Annotated in this window: 6 protein-coding genes; 2 read left to right on the forward strand and 4 right to left on the reverse strand. The window is 62.5% G+C overall.

Annotation, left to right across the window (positions count from 1 at the left end):
• The first annotated feature begins 30 nt into the window (after positions 1–30).
• Positions 31–2,877 carry a TonB-dependent receptor gene (locus MRBLMS1_RS24035; protein WP_485882460.1) on the forward strand — a complete coding sequence of 949 codons (2,847 nt, stop codon included), beginning with the start codon at positions 31–33 and terminating at the stop codon, positions 2,875–2,877.
• A 78-nt stretch (positions 2,878–2,955) separates the two neighbouring features.
• On the opposite strand, the gene aroG is transcribed toward MRBLMS1_RS24035, so the two are convergent.
• Positions 2,956–4,020: a 3-deoxy-7-phosphoheptulonate synthase AroG gene (gene aroG, locus MRBLMS1_RS24040; RefSeq protein WP_485882651.1), complete on the reverse strand. Its 1,065-nt coding sequence runs from the start codon at positions 4,018–4,020 to the stop codon at positions 2,956–2,958.
• 498 nt (positions 4,021–4,518) lie between these two features.
• Between aroG and MRBLMS1_RS24045 the strand changes: the two genes are divergently transcribed.
• The gene (locus MRBLMS1_RS24045; RefSeq protein WP_485882462.1) at positions 4,519–7,365 is read left to right on the forward strand and encodes a TonB-dependent receptor; all 2,847 of its coding nucleotides are present in this window, start codon (positions 4,519–4,521) and stop codon (positions 7,363–7,365) included.
• A gap of 139 nt (positions 7,366–7,504) precedes the next feature.
• Here MRBLMS1_RS24045 and tldD read toward each other — a convergent pair whose 3' ends face one another.
• The 3 genes from tldD to MRBLMS1_RS24060 are packed head-to-tail and all read right to left on the reverse strand — an operon-like array spanning position 7,505 to position 13,984.
• Positions 7,505–8,965: a metalloprotease TldD gene (gene tldD, locus MRBLMS1_RS24050; protein WP_485882464.1), complete on the reverse strand. Its 1,461-nt coding sequence runs from the start codon at positions 8,963–8,965 to the stop codon at positions 7,505–7,507.
• A 21-nt stretch (positions 8,966–8,986) separates the two neighbouring features.
• The gene (locus MRBLMS1_RS24055) at positions 8,987–9,787 is read right to left on the reverse strand and encodes a carbon-nitrogen hydrolase family protein (RefSeq protein WP_128140445.1); all 801 of its coding nucleotides are present in this window, start codon (positions 9,785–9,787) and stop codon (positions 8,987–8,989) included.
• A 30-nt stretch (positions 9,788–9,817) separates the two neighbouring features.
• Positions 9,818–13,984: a YhdP family protein gene (locus tag MRBLMS1_RS24060; protein WP_485882467.1), complete on the reverse strand. Its 4,167-nt coding sequence runs from the start codon at positions 13,982–13,984 to the stop codon at positions 9,818–9,820.
• Between the last annotated feature and the right edge of the window lie 209 nt (positions 13,985–14,193).

Genomic DNA, 14,193 nt, shown 5'->3' on the forward strand with positions numbered 1-14,193 from the left:
CGCCTTTATCACAATAACAAGGAATTTCAGATGATGATAGAAAATGTAATATCGCGGTCGCTGCGCCTGATGTTTGCAGGCGGCATGGCCCTGAGCATGCACGCCGCGTATGCACAAGAAACAACAGATGGCACCATGCAACGCGTGGAAGTCACGGGTTCAAGCATCAAGCGCATCGCTTCCGAAGCGTCGCTGCCGGTGCAGTCGTTCAACCAGAAAGACATCAAGAAAACCGGCGTCACCACCGTGACCGATTTCATCCAGCAAATTCCTGCGATGCAGGGCTTCTCCGTGGCCGCCGATTCGGTGGGCGGCGGCGGCGGCGGCGTCACCACGGCCTCGATCCACGATATCGGCGCAGCCTACACCTTGGTGCTGCTGAACGGCCGTCGTATTGCCCCATCCAATTCGGGCACCACCATCGACCTGAACTCGATCCCTCTGTCGGCCATCGAGCGCGTGGAAGTGCTGACGGACGGCGCCTCGGCCCTGTATGGCGCCGACGCCATCGCCGGCGTGGTCAACTTCATCCTGAAAAAAGGCGCATCGCCGCTGGAAATCAATGCCAAGTACTCGCGTCCTGAAGAAAAAGGTGGCGCCAGCAACTCGATTTCCATCAGCAAGGGCTTTGGCGACATCGACGAAGACGGCTACAGCATCTTCGTGTCGGCCAGCCATGACGAACAAAAATCGCTGAAAGCATCGCAGCGCAGCTTCGCGAAAAGCGGCATCATCAATTTCAACGATCCGAAGAACGGCAAGGCACTGCAATTCATCAACGGTTCCTCGCGCTCGGCGCCAGGCAACGCCGCTGTCGATTACAACCGCACCGATCCGGTGACGGGCGCCGTAGTCATCAATCCGGAGACCAACAAGCCCTTCGTCGACAGCGTCAACCTGAACCCGTACGCACTGGCCCATGGCGGCAAATGCGCCGCCAGCAACATGGATTTCTATGGCAACGGCAACTGCTACTTCGATTCGCCATCGACCATCGAAATCAATCCGGAATCGAAGCGCGACGCCATCTTCAGCTCGGGTACCGTCAAACTGGGCAAAACCGGCTTCCAGGGTTTCTATGACCTCGCCTACACGGAAGCGCGCGTCGTCGCCAGCATTGCGCCGTACCCGGCCGATTTCTCCGTCGATGTCGGCTCGCCGCTGTTCAACAAATATCTGGCGCCGAACCTGACGCCAGCGCAGTTGGCCAACGCCACGGGCGCCGTCGCCAACTACCGCCTGTCGGAAATGGGCAACCGCGTCTACGATTACGGCACCAAAGCCACCCATATCGTCGCCGGTATCGATGGCAATGCATTCGGCTGGGACATCAACTCCGCCGTAACGTACTCGAAAAACAAGCAGACGCAGGAATACGTCAGCGGTTTCCCGCTGGCCGACAAATTCGACGCGCAAGTGGCCGCCGGCAATATCGACCCGTTCGCCTACCCGGTGGGCTCCATGCCGGACGCCATGCGCCAGGCACTGCTGGGCACGGGCTTCAGCGGCACCTACAACACGCAAACCGTGGAAATGAAGGGCATCGACGGCCGCGCTTCGCGTTCTGTGTTCTCGCTGCCAGGCGGCACGGCCATGCTGGGCGTGGGCGCCGACTTCCGCAACACCTCGTACAAGGTGCAGCAGGCGAACGTTGCCAAACAGGCGCAAATCCTGTTTGACAATGCACAAGTCGACAGCGAATACGCGCGCGACAATGCCGGCGCCTATGCCGAGCTGATGATGCCGATCTCGAAAAAACTGGAAATGACCGGCTCGCTGCGTTACGACCAGATCGGCGCCATCGACGACAAGCTGACGGGCAAGACGGTAGGCAAAAAAGAAAACGCCACCACCTGGAAAATCAGCGGCAAGTATTCCGCCACCAAGAGCCTGATGTTCCGCGCCGCTGCCGGTACCGGCTTCCGCGCCGCCAGCATGCAGGAAATCGCCGGCCCACTGGAAGACTGGGGCGTCACGGGCGGTAACTATCAATGCCCATTGACGGCGGCGACCGGCATGGGCGGCCATCCGCTGGCCAGCTACTGCAGCGGCGTGGGACGCCAGCAGTTCGAAGCCTTCCAGGGCGGCAATCCGGACCTGAAGCCGGAAACGTCGAAGCAATGGAGCATCGGTACCGTGTTCGAGCCAATCGACAGCCTGTCGATGTCGTTCGACCTGTGGAACGTGGAAATCCGCGACCAGGTGACCGCCGTGTCCGAAGGCCTGATCTTCAACGATCCTGCCAAGTACGCCAACTTGTTCACCACCAAGCACATCAGCTCGACGGGCAAGGACGTGCTGGCCATCAAGCTGCTGCCGGTTAACATCGGCAAGGTGGAAAACCGCGGTATCGACTACGACTTCACCCACAAGATGAAGCTGCTGGACGGCCGCCTGACGAGCCGCCTGATGGGTACCTACCTGCTGCGTTCGCGCTACACGACGCCAGGCACCGATGATCAATGGGAAACCAGCCTGAATCGCTACGGTTCGAACGACAAGGTCAGCTTCCGCAACATCATCCGTGCCACCACCACGTATGAGACGGCCAAGTTCACGCATACGCTGAGCGCCAGCTACCGCAACGGCTATACGGACAAGGAACAGACAGCGAAAGACTGCGCCGTGATCGTGGCCGGCAGCCCTGGCGAATGCTATGGCATCCAGCTGGAAGTGCCGAGCTACACCACCTTCGACTTCCAGACGGCCTACCGTCCGATGAAGAACGTGGAAATCACGGGCGGCATCCTGAACCTGTTCGACCGCAATCCGCCGTTCACCCTGCGTAACACGGGTTCGCATCAAGTGGGCTACAACCCATCGTACTCGAGCGCCCTGGGCCGCCAGTTCTACCTGAGCGGTTCCTACAAGTTCTAAGCTGACCTGCTCTCGGCTGAAAACTGAAAAGCCCGGAAAGCTTAGCTTTCCGGGCTTTTTTTCATGCTGCGCGCCACTTTATTCCGCGTCGCCCTTCAAGCGGCGCTGCTTCACGGCTTGCGCCAGGTTTTCCAGCACGGCCACGCTGGCGCTCCAGTCGATGCAACCGTCCGTGACAGACTGGCCGTAGATCAATTCCTTGCCTGGGATCAAATCCTGGCGCCCCGCCACCAGGTGCGATTCCACCATCACGCCGACGATGCGGTCGTCGCCGCCTGCTACCTGGCTGGCGATATCGGCACATACGGGAATCTGGTTTTCCGGTTTTTTCGAGCTGTTCGCATGCGAGGCGTCGATCATCAGGCGCGCCGCCAGGCCTTGCGCCGCGATGGCCTTGCAAGCGTCGTCCACGCTGGCCGCGTCGTAGTTCGGCGTTTTGCCGCCGCGCAAGATGATGTGGCAATCCTCGTTGCCGTTGGTCGAAACGATGGCCGAGTGCCCCCCCTTCGTGACGGAAAGAAAATGGTGCGGCTGCGAGGCGGCCTTGATGGCTTCCACGGCAATTTTCACGTTGCCGTCCGTGCCATTCTTGAAGCCGACGGGACAGGACAGTCCCGACGCCAGCTCGCGGTGCACCTGCGACTCCGTCGTGCGCGCGCCGATGGCGCCCCAGCTGATCAGGTCGGCGACATATTGCGGGCTGATCACGTCGAGGAACTCGGTACCGGCCGGCAAGCCCAGCTCATTAATATCGCGCAACAGTTCGCGCGCCATGCGCAAGCCGTCGTTGATGCGGAAGCTGTTGTCCATGTACGGATCGTTGATCAGGCCCTTCCAGCCCACCGTGGTGCGCGGCTTCTCGAAGTAGACGCGCATGACGATTTCCAGTTCGCCCGCGAAACGCGCACGCTCCTTGACCAGCAGGCGCGCATATTCCATCGCCGCCTTGGTATCGTGGATGGAGCAAGGCCCGATCACCACCATCAGGCGGTCGTCCTGGCCGTGCAGGATACGGTGCAGGGCAATACGGGCGCTGGCGGCGGTCTGTTCGGCTTGCTCCGAGCAGGCGAATTCGCGGATCAGGTGGGACGGCGGGGTCAATTCCTTCATTTCGCGAATACGCAAATCATCGGTGCGGGGCATCATTTTCTCCAAAATTTAAGGAAGGGTAAAACATCTGGGTAAAAAAAAACCGCCATCGGTGGCGGTTTTTTAGAATTTGCTGGGATCTCGTTTTGCTGCTACGTGAACCGACCGCTACTCCACCGCCTTTGGGTTGGAATTGCTAAAGTAAAAATAAGCGGTAAAAAAGTGGCGAGCGAACATGTGAGTCATCCGTAAGTGATGATCGACTATAAACCTAAATTGCACGGGTTGGCAAGCATATTTATCGGCAAAGCCGCATGTCGCCACCGTTTTACACTGCAAAATACGTTAAAAAGCATAAAAAGTTGCGCGCTGCCGATACCCACTCGCGGGCCACTACCGCTGTGTCCGCCGTGGCAACCACGCCACGCCAGCCATTCTATCGACGACAAGCAAGACACTACTTGATCTAGATCTACTCTCGGCATCGCCGCACGGGCAAAACTCAAGGACGCATCGACGATTCCTGACTGCCTGACCTTTCCGGAGAACCGCATGATCCCTACACCATTCTTACCATCCGCTACTTTTTCACCACCCAGACTGGGCCTGGCGCTGGCCAGTGCGCTGCTGAGTCTACCCGTCCTGGCACAGGAAGCTGCCCCCGTTGCCCGCGTGGAAATCACCGGTTCAAACATCCGCCGCGCGCAAGCGGAAACGGCGTCGGCCGTACAAACCCTGAACGCGGCCGACATTGAAAAATCGGGCAAGTCCAGCGTGGCCGAACTGCTGCAGACCCTGGCCGTCGACAACCAGGGCTCGGTGCCCACCACTTTCGGCAACGGCTTTGCCGCCGGCGCTTCCGGCGTGTCGCTGCGGGGCCTGGGCACGGCCTCGACCCTGGTGCTGCTGAACGGGCGCCGCGTCGCGCCGTATGGCTTGGCCGACGATGGCCAGAAGGTATTTGCCGACCTGAACATCATTCCCCTGGAAGCGGTGGAACGGGTGGAAATCCTCAAGGATGGCGCTTCGGCCATCTACGGTTCGGACGCCATCGCCGGCGTCGTCAACGTGATCCTGCGGCGCGACTACCAGGGCACGGCCATCAAGGGCAATTACGGCAAGACGAAGGAGTGGGACGGGCGCGACGCGCGCGCCGCCATCACGCACGGCTTCGGCGACATCGACAGCGACCGCTACAACGTGCTGCTGAACCTCGAGTACAGCGAAAAAGCCGCCATCTGGAACCGCGACCGGGCCGGACGGGGCGCCGTGGGGCGCGGCGACTTGCGCGACCTGGGCTTCAGCGCGCAGGAGTCGCTCAGCGGCGCGGGCGCCATCACCACCAACAACGCGGCCGGCAGCGCCGTCAACGGCAATGTGCGCAATCCCGACACGCTCGACTACTACAACCGCGGCAACCTGGCCGGCGTGGGTTTTACGCGCACCTTCCCCGGCGCCGCCTGCGGCAACTTCACCACGCATCCGCAGGGCGACCCGGGCGGCGGCTGCCTGACAGATGCCGCGCAGCAATACAGCCAGATCCAGCCGAAACAGAAGAACATCAATTTCTTTGGCCGCGCCGCCTGGCAACTGACGCCAGCGTTGCAAACGTATGCCGAATTGAACGTGTATCACAGCGAATCGCACTCGGCCACCACGCCATCGGGCATCAGCGGCTCGGTCGGCTACCCGGGCGGCCCCGTCAGCAATGCGGGCGTGTCGCTCGGCGCGGCCCACCCGGACAATCCGTATTTCGGCACGGCGGCGCGGCTGCGCTACCTGGCAGCCGACGTGGGGCCGCGCCTGTCGGAAGTCAATTCCACCTTCACGCGCTTTGTCGCCGGCATCAAAGGCACGGTGGCGGGCTGGGATATCGACAGCGCCCTGCTGTACTCGCAGAACAAGGTGTCGAACGACTTGAACGGCTACCTGCAGCGCGACGTCGCCTTCGCCCTGCTCAACCCAACCGCCACCAACGTGGCGGCGGCCAGCCTGAACCCTGCGTATGCGGCCCTGCCGGCCGGCAGCCTGTGGCGCATCGCGGAAAACGCGGGCCTCAATTCGCCCGAGCTCTACGCTGCCCTGTCGCCGCGCATCTCGAACGATGCCAAGACGCATATCGCGCAGATCGACTTCAAGGCCAGCCGCGAGGTGGCCAAGCTGGAAGGCGGCGGCCTGGGCGTGGCCGTGGGCGCGGAATTCCGCCATGAATCGACGGAACTCAAGCCCACCACAGGCACGGAACGGGGCAATATCATCGGCCTCGGCTATTCTGCCTACAAGGGCAGCCGCAACGCCTCGGCCATCTACGCCGAAGTGTTGGCGCCCGTGCTGAAAACCGTCGAGCTGTCAGGCGCCCTGCGCGCCGACCATTTCACCGACGTGGGCAATTCCTACACGCCGAAAGTGGGCGTGAAATGGACGCCCATGCGAGAACTGGCCTTGCGCGGCACCTTCGCCAAGGGTTTCCGTGCGCCGAGCGCGGCGGAAAACGGCGTCGGCGGCCTGGCCGCGTTCTCCACCGCCAGCGATCCGCTGCGCTGCGCGCTGGGCGTGGAAGTGGCGTGCGATCCCGCGCCGATCGCCGTCATCACCTCACCCAATCCGAACCTGTCACCGGAGCGTTCGCGCAGCTTTTCCGTCGGTGCCGTGTGGGACCCGCTGCCGCGCAGCAGCATTTCCGTGGACCTGTGGCAAATCCGCCGCAAGAATGAAATCAACCAGGAGCAAACGGATACGGCCATTGCCGCTGGCAACGTGGCGCGCGACCCGTCCACGGCCACCGGCATTGCCGGCGATCCGGGCGCCATCACGGCCGTGCTGGCCAATTATGTGAATTCGGCGCAAACGACGGTGCGCGGCATCGATATCGACGCCCGCCAGCGCTTCAACCTGGGCGGCGACTATGGCAACCTGACCTTCGACCTGAAGTGGACGCATCTGTACAAATGGCTGCGCACGGAACGCGATGGCACGCAGCGCGATTTTGCCGGCACGCATGGCAATTGCGACGTGTCCAACTGCATGGGGACGCCCGACGACCGCATCAACCTGGGCGCCACCTGGGAGCGCCAGAACTGGCGGGTCACGGCCAACGTCAACTACCGCGCGCCGCTCGACAACATACTGTTCAAGAATGACCCGGACGGCTGCGCCACGCATTTCGCCGACGGCACGGACGCGCCGCGCGGCTGCCGCATCGCCTCGTTCACGACGGTGGACCTGACGGCCCGCTGGCTGGCCACGCCCAAGCTGGAAGTGTTTGCGACGATACAAAACCTGTTCGACAAGATCGCCCCGCTCGACCCGCTGACGTATGGCGCCACGGGCTACAACCCGCTCGACTACGCGGGCGCGGCGGGACGCTTTGTCAGTGCGGGGGTGAAGTACAAATTCTGAGAAATAGCGGTGGTGTCGGGTTACGCCCTTCGGGCTAACCCGACCTACACGATCAGCATGCCAGAAATGTAGGTCGGATTAGCGGGGCGCAGCCGCGCGTAATCCGACACCGTTGTTGGCCGCGCAGTGCCCGAAAAAATCAGGTAGTCCCGCCAACCGTAATACCATCGAGGCGCAAGGTCGGCTGTCCCACGCCCACGGGCACGCTTTGCCCTTCCTTGCCACAGATGCCCACGCCGGAATCGAGGCGCATGTCGTTGCCGATCATGGAGACGCGGTTGAGCACGTCCGGGCCATTGCCGATCAGAGTCGCGCCCTTCACCGGATAGCTGAGCTTGCCGTTTTCGATCATGTACGCTTCACTGGCCGAGAAGACGAACTTGCCGTTCGTGATGTCGACCTGGCCGCCGCCGAAGTTGACGGCATACAAGCCGTTTTTGACGGACGCAAGGATCTCGCCCGAGTCCTTGTCGCCGCCCAGCATATACGTATTCGTCATGCGCGGCATGGGCAGGTGGGCGAACGATTCGCGGCGCGCGTTGCCCGTCACGGGCATCTTCATCAGGCGCGCATTCATCGTGTCCTGGATGTAACCCTTCAGGATGCCATCCTCGATCAGAGTCGTGCACTGCGTGGGATTGCCCTCGTCATCGATGTTCAGGGAACCACGCCGGCCAGCCAGGGTGCCGTCATCGACCACGGTGACGCCCTTGGCGGCCACGCGCTCGCCGATGCGGTCCGAAAACGCGGACGAGCCCTTGCGGTTGAAATCACCTTCCAGGCCATGGCCGATCGCTTCGTGCAGCAGGATGCCGGGCCAGCCCGGGCCCAGCACGATGGTCATGGGACCGGCTGGCGCGGGACGCGCTTCCAGGTTCACCAAGGCCGAATTGACGGCGTCCGTCGCGTATTGTTCCAGCACGGCATCGCTGAAATAGTCATAGCTGAAACGCCCGCCACCACCGGCCGAGCCCGTTTCGCGGCGGCCATTCTGTTCCGCGATCACGGTCAGCGACACGCGCACCAGCGGGCGGATGTCGGCCGCCAGCACGCCGTCGCTGCGCAGCACCAGCACCACGTCGTATTCGCCGGCCAGGCCCGCCATCACTTGCACCACGCGGGGGTCTTTCGCGCGCGCCATCTTTTCCACGCGCTCGAGCAGCTGCACCTTGGCCGTGGCATCGAGCGAGGCCAGTGGATCGTTGGGCAGGTACAAGGAACGTCCGCCCTGCGGCTGCATCTGGCCCGCGATCTTGATTTTGCCGGCGCCCGCGCGCGCAATCGTGCGCGTGGCCGCCGCCGCTTCCAGCAGGGCCCGTTCGGAAATGTCGTCGGAATACGCAAACGCCGTCTTGTCGCCGGACACGGCGCGCACGCCCACACCCTGGTCGATGGAAAAGCTGCCCGTCTTGACGATGCCCTCTTCCAGGCTCCAGCCTTCGCTCTTGGTCGACTGGAAATACAGGTCGGCATAGTCGACCTTGTGCGTAAACATCGTGCCCAGGGCTTTGAGCAGCTTGTCTTCGTCCAGGCCGAACGGCGTGAGCAGGATATCGCGTGCCACGGCCAGGCTGGACAGATTGGGTTCAAATGGGATCATGGCTTTTTCTCACAATTCAATTTACATGGTGCGGTGCGTGAGGGCCGGCAGCGACTCGCGCACGCCGGCCAGGAACACCAGATCGATCTCGCCGCTGACCACGCCCTCGCCTTCGGGCAACACGGCGATCACTTCGCCCCACGGGTCGATCAGCATACTGTGGCCCCAGGTGCGCCGGCCGTTCGGATGCAGGCCGCCCTGCGCCGAGGCCAGCACATAGCACTGGTTTTCGATGGCGCGCGCGCGCAGCAGCACTTCCCAGTGGGCGCTGCCCGTCGTATGGGTAAACGCGGCGGGCACGACGATCAGCGCGCAATCGCCCATGGCGCGGTACAGTTCGGGAAAGCGCAAGTCGTAGCAGATGGACAGGCCGACGCGGCCGAACGGCGTCTCGATAGCGCGCACTTGCGCACCGGGCACGATGGTGCGCGATTCATTGTACGACTCGATGCCGCGCGTAAAACCGAACAGGTGGATCTTGTCGTAGCGGCCGGCCGGTTCGCCTTGCGGATCGTACACGAGCGTCGTATTCAAAACCTTGCCCTCCTGGCCCGAGATCAGGGGCAAGGTGCCGCCGATCAGCCAGATGCCGTGCTGGCGCGCCATCTGCGCCATGCCATCCTGGATCGGCCCGCTGCCGGGCTGTTCCGCATGGGCCAGCTTGTCCGTTTCCTGCTTGCCCATGATGGCCCAGTATTCGGGCAGCACCACCAGCTGCGCGCCACCGGCGGCGGCCTGCGCCACCAGGCGCCGCGCCGTGGCCAGGTTATCGTCCACGGATGGCGAGGAAATCATTTGTACTGCTGCGACTGTATGCATCATTGCCACCTCTTATCGATTCGAAGGCCTCGCCTATTTCGCCACGGCCTCCACCGCCGCAGCGGCAGCGGCAGGCACGGCGACAGCTTCCAATTTACCACCATCGAGCTTGGTCACGACGGGCGATTTCCACGGGCCGGCGATCTGCATATGGTAAGTGAGCGCCTTCATCACGGGCGCACGCAGGAACAATTGCGCCAGGAAACTGCCCAGGCCGATGACGGGATTGACGGCCAGCGCATACACGAGCGGTCCCGTTCCCAGGTTAAATTCGGGGATCACCACCACGTGCAGATTCGTCGTTTCATTGGCGATATCGGCCGTGCCATCCATCAGCACGGTGGCCGCCACGCCATGCATCTTGAGGTTGTTCGTCGTCACCACGCCACGCTTGATGCTGGCGTTGGCCGTGATGCCGTCGAAAGCCAGGCCTTCGGAAAACACGTCGTGGAAATCCAGTTTCAGCAAGCGGGGCAAGGCTTGGAGGCTGAGCACGCCCAACAGCTTGGCCGCGCCCGGGTCCTGCTTGAGGAACTGGCCCGACTCCACGTTCATCTCGATCTGCCCCGACAAGGTGGGAATGTCGAGCGAATACGGCAAGCCGTTCCAGGCGATGTCGCCGCTCAGGCGCCCTTTGCCGCGGCGCACCGTGTCGGCAAAGCCGAAGCGGTCGAGCAACTTGCCCGCATCGACGATGTCGAGGCCGAAACGCAGGCTGGTCGTGCTTTGCCCATCCTTGATGACCCATTTGCCACTGCCGCTCAGCGCGCCATCGGCGTTCGACAGTTGCAGCTTGCCCACGCGCCACTCGCGCCCGCCCGCCGCCATGGTGTTATAGGCCTGCAACTCCAGCCGGCCGATCTTCTTGTTGAACAGCTCGAATTGCTCGGCGACGATATCGAGCGAAGGGATCGATTGGGCGCCGCTTTTTCCTTCCAGCAAATTCTTCACATCATTGGCGGCCGACTCCGGAATGATCAGCGACGACAGCCGTGCCGTCATCTTGCCCAGGCCGGATGGTGTTTCCAGCCACGTCACATAGCCCGACACCTGTTTCGCGTCGATATTGGCTTGCCACACATCTTTTTGATGCGTGGCGCCCACCACCACGTTTTCCAGCTTGCGCTCGCCCAGCATCAGTTCGCTGGCGCGGGCCGCCATCATGTCCGGCACCACGTATTGCGCGATATCGGGCGTATCGTCGGCGGCACCGCTATCGGCGGACGCTGTGGCGTTGCCGGCGATCTCGCTGCCGGTGGCAATCCAGTTGTCCACGTCCAGGGTTTTCATATTGACGTTGAGCATCATGCCGCTCTCCGGTTCCGGCGCCGGCACGTTCACGCCGATGCCGCCGCGCACCAGGCGCCAGGCATCCTTGCCCTGCTTCTGGCGCTGGTAGCGGGCAGCGATGCTGGAACCCACCGCGATGCGGATATCGTCCGTGCGCAAGCCGGCGCCATTGGCCGCATTGCCCGTCAGGGTGAATTTCACGGGCAGGCTGTCGCCGGCGGGCTTTTTCAGGGGAGCGGGGAAGTCCAGGCCCAGGCCCGTCAGCGGCGACTCGACATTGACCACCACCTGGTGGTCGCGCGCCGTGATCAATCCGTTGTAGCGCGCGCCGCCATTCAAATGTTTCGCCAGGCGCTGCAGCACGGGCGCCGGATAGGTCTTGCGCAAGCCGTCGATGGTCATGTTGCCGGCCAGTTTCACCTGGATGGAACTGTCCGGCTGCGTGCCGCCCGAGATGGCCAGCGGCCCACCCAGCAGGCTGCCATTCAAACCATTCAGGTTGACGCCTTTTTCGTTGAACTCGATCTTGCCCTGCGTGCCCAGCACGGGCGGCATGTCGTGGAACAGCACCACGTCGTTGCCCGCCAGTTGCAAGCTGCCCTGCACGGTCGACTCGAGCATGCGCTCGATCGGCAAGTGCAGTTTGAGGGCCAGCTTGGCGTTGCCCGTCGCCGTCGTTTCATCCGTGAAATGCTCGATCCAGCCCAGCACGGGGCTGGCAGTCACGTACTTGAGAAATTCCTGCATCGGGCCGGCCGCGTTGCCCTCGATGTCGAGCAAGGTGTCGAACACAGTCAGGTCGGGGATCACGGCTTTGACGTTCGCCAATGCCACGCCGCCCGTGGTGGCCGTGTCGCCGCGAATTTCCATGCGCGCCCGCTCGAACACAAAACTGCCCTTGATCTTTTCCGCCTGCGGCCACAGGGGCGCCTTGCCTGCCAGCGGGCCGCTTTCCGCAAATTCGCCGGGCGCATAGTTCAGCTTGCCATTCTCGATCTTGCCGGCAATACGGAAGTCGCCACGGTTGCGCTGGGCAGGTGTATCGGCCTTGAACGGAAAATGCTCGAGTTCGCCGCGCAGGCGCAGGCTGACATCGTGCGCCATGCCGCCTTCCAGCGCGCCCGTCAGCCAGTGGCGCAGATGCTCGGGCGTTTGCAGCGGCAGATAGCGGCCGATGGTGTTGATCTCGAAATTATCGATCGTGCCCGTCAAGTCGACCTGGCCCAGGTTCTTGCCGTCGAGCGGCATCCGGTGCGTGCCTTGCAAGGCAACACGCAAGCCTTGTTGATTAAGATCAAGCCTGTCCAGGTCGATTTGTAGCATATTGTCTGCTTGGAAAGCCCAGCGCGCCTCCATTTCGAACTGTTCGAACGGCAAGGCCGGCTCACTCAAATAGGAGGCCAGTTGCAATACCAATCCCCGTGCATCGATATCGACCTTGCCGCCCTTGTCGCTGGCGTCGATACTGCCAGTCAAATGTTCGAAACCGGGGATAGCCGGTGCGGCTGCCTGCGCGGGGCCGGTCGCCGTCTTCGCCACGGCCAGGCGCACCGGCTGCGCGTTCAGCCCCAGATCGATGAACTTGCCGCGCAAACGGTAGCTGGCCGGTGTCGCCATCTCGCCTTCCCATTGCGCGGCAAAATCCTGCAAACGCCCACGCGGCGCCAGGGCGTCGAGACGCTGGCGCTGCTGTTCGCCAAGTGGCAGCTTGTCGGCCAGCGCGGCCAGGGTTTGCAAATCGAGCGACTTGGCCGTGATTTCCGTGCGCGCCGGCTTGCGCTTGGTGGCAGCAATGAAACGCTCGGACAAAGTCGTGGGCGGCAGGCTGAGGCCGTCTCGGGTTTCCACCGCGAAATTCGTCAACTCCACCTGGTGCCCATTCGCGCCAAACGTTGGTTTGCCGTCGGGTGCCTGCGCCGAGAACTCTTCTTTTGCCGAAATGCGTCCGCTGACCGACAGCAAGTCGAGCGGCGCGATATGCTCGCCCAGCTGCGCCGTCACATCCGTCAAACCCACGTCCGCCGTGAAACCGGCCAGGCGCGCGTGATCCAGGCTCAGCCAGGCGCGCAAGGCGCCCTTGCCCTGGCTCAGTTCGAACGGGTAATCGAGGTAGCGGCGCCAGGCAGCCAGGTCGGCGTTTTTCAGGTCGGCGTACAGCTCGCCCTTCCACATCGACACATCGGAGATGCGCGTGCTGAAAGGCGGATGCGTGAAGTGAGCGCGCACATCGATGGGTGCGGCCAGACTGGCGGGCGGCGTGGCCTGCAAGCCCAGGCGGTGGCTGCGCCAGCGGTTGCGCAGCAGCAGATTGACTTGCGATAAAGCCAGCTCGGGTGTCCCACGCACCTCGTCCGTCCAGCGCACCTTGCCATCGCGAATGATGATGTCATGTTGCGACAGCAGCCAGTCGGCGCCCTTGCCATCGCTGCCTTGCGTACTGTCGATCAACACCCCGGCCACGTACAGCTTGCCATCCTTGCTGCGCCGCACATCGAGGTCGGGCCGCGTGATTTCCAGGGTAGTGAAGCGCACGGAACCGAGCACGCTCCACCACGACACGGTAGCCGATATGCTCGGCAGGCTCAGCGCCTGGCGGCCCGCCTGGTCGCGCAGGGTCACGTCGCCAAGGAAAAGATTCGGCCGCACGCCATGCCAGGAGGCATAAATACGCGCAATGCTGACGGGGTTGCCCAGCGCGCGGCTGGCCGCCCGCTCGATATCACCTTTGTAATAATCGATATTCGGCAGAATCGCGTAGCGCAGGAATAAAAACAGCACGGCGAAGGCGAAATACGCGAGCAGTACCAGTTTGATGGTAAAACCCAGCACATGGTGGGTGGCCAGGTTGGCCATGCGATAGGCAGCACGCAGCCGCTGCCAGCGCAGAGCCAATGGCACATGTTCTGTCACGCTTGCTTCTGGCGGTTTTTGCATCAATAAGCTAATAAACTGGTCCGGCGTCAAATAATGGCAAAAATCGTCTGCATTCGTGGTGCGCGCCTGCGTCCTTGCGCTTGCGTCTGAGCAAAGCCTCCCTTACCATCGTCCGGAAGAGCACGCAATGTCGGCCGTGAGGCCAGCGGCATAATTTTACCGCATCCCCCGCCGTTCGCAGCCAA

Source organism: Massilia sp. LMS1-1-1.1, from assembly GCF_040815535.1.
Taxonomy (GTDB): Bacteria; Pseudomonadota; Gammaproteobacteria; order Burkholderiales; family Burkholderiaceae_D; genus Janthinobacterium; species Janthinobacterium aestuarii.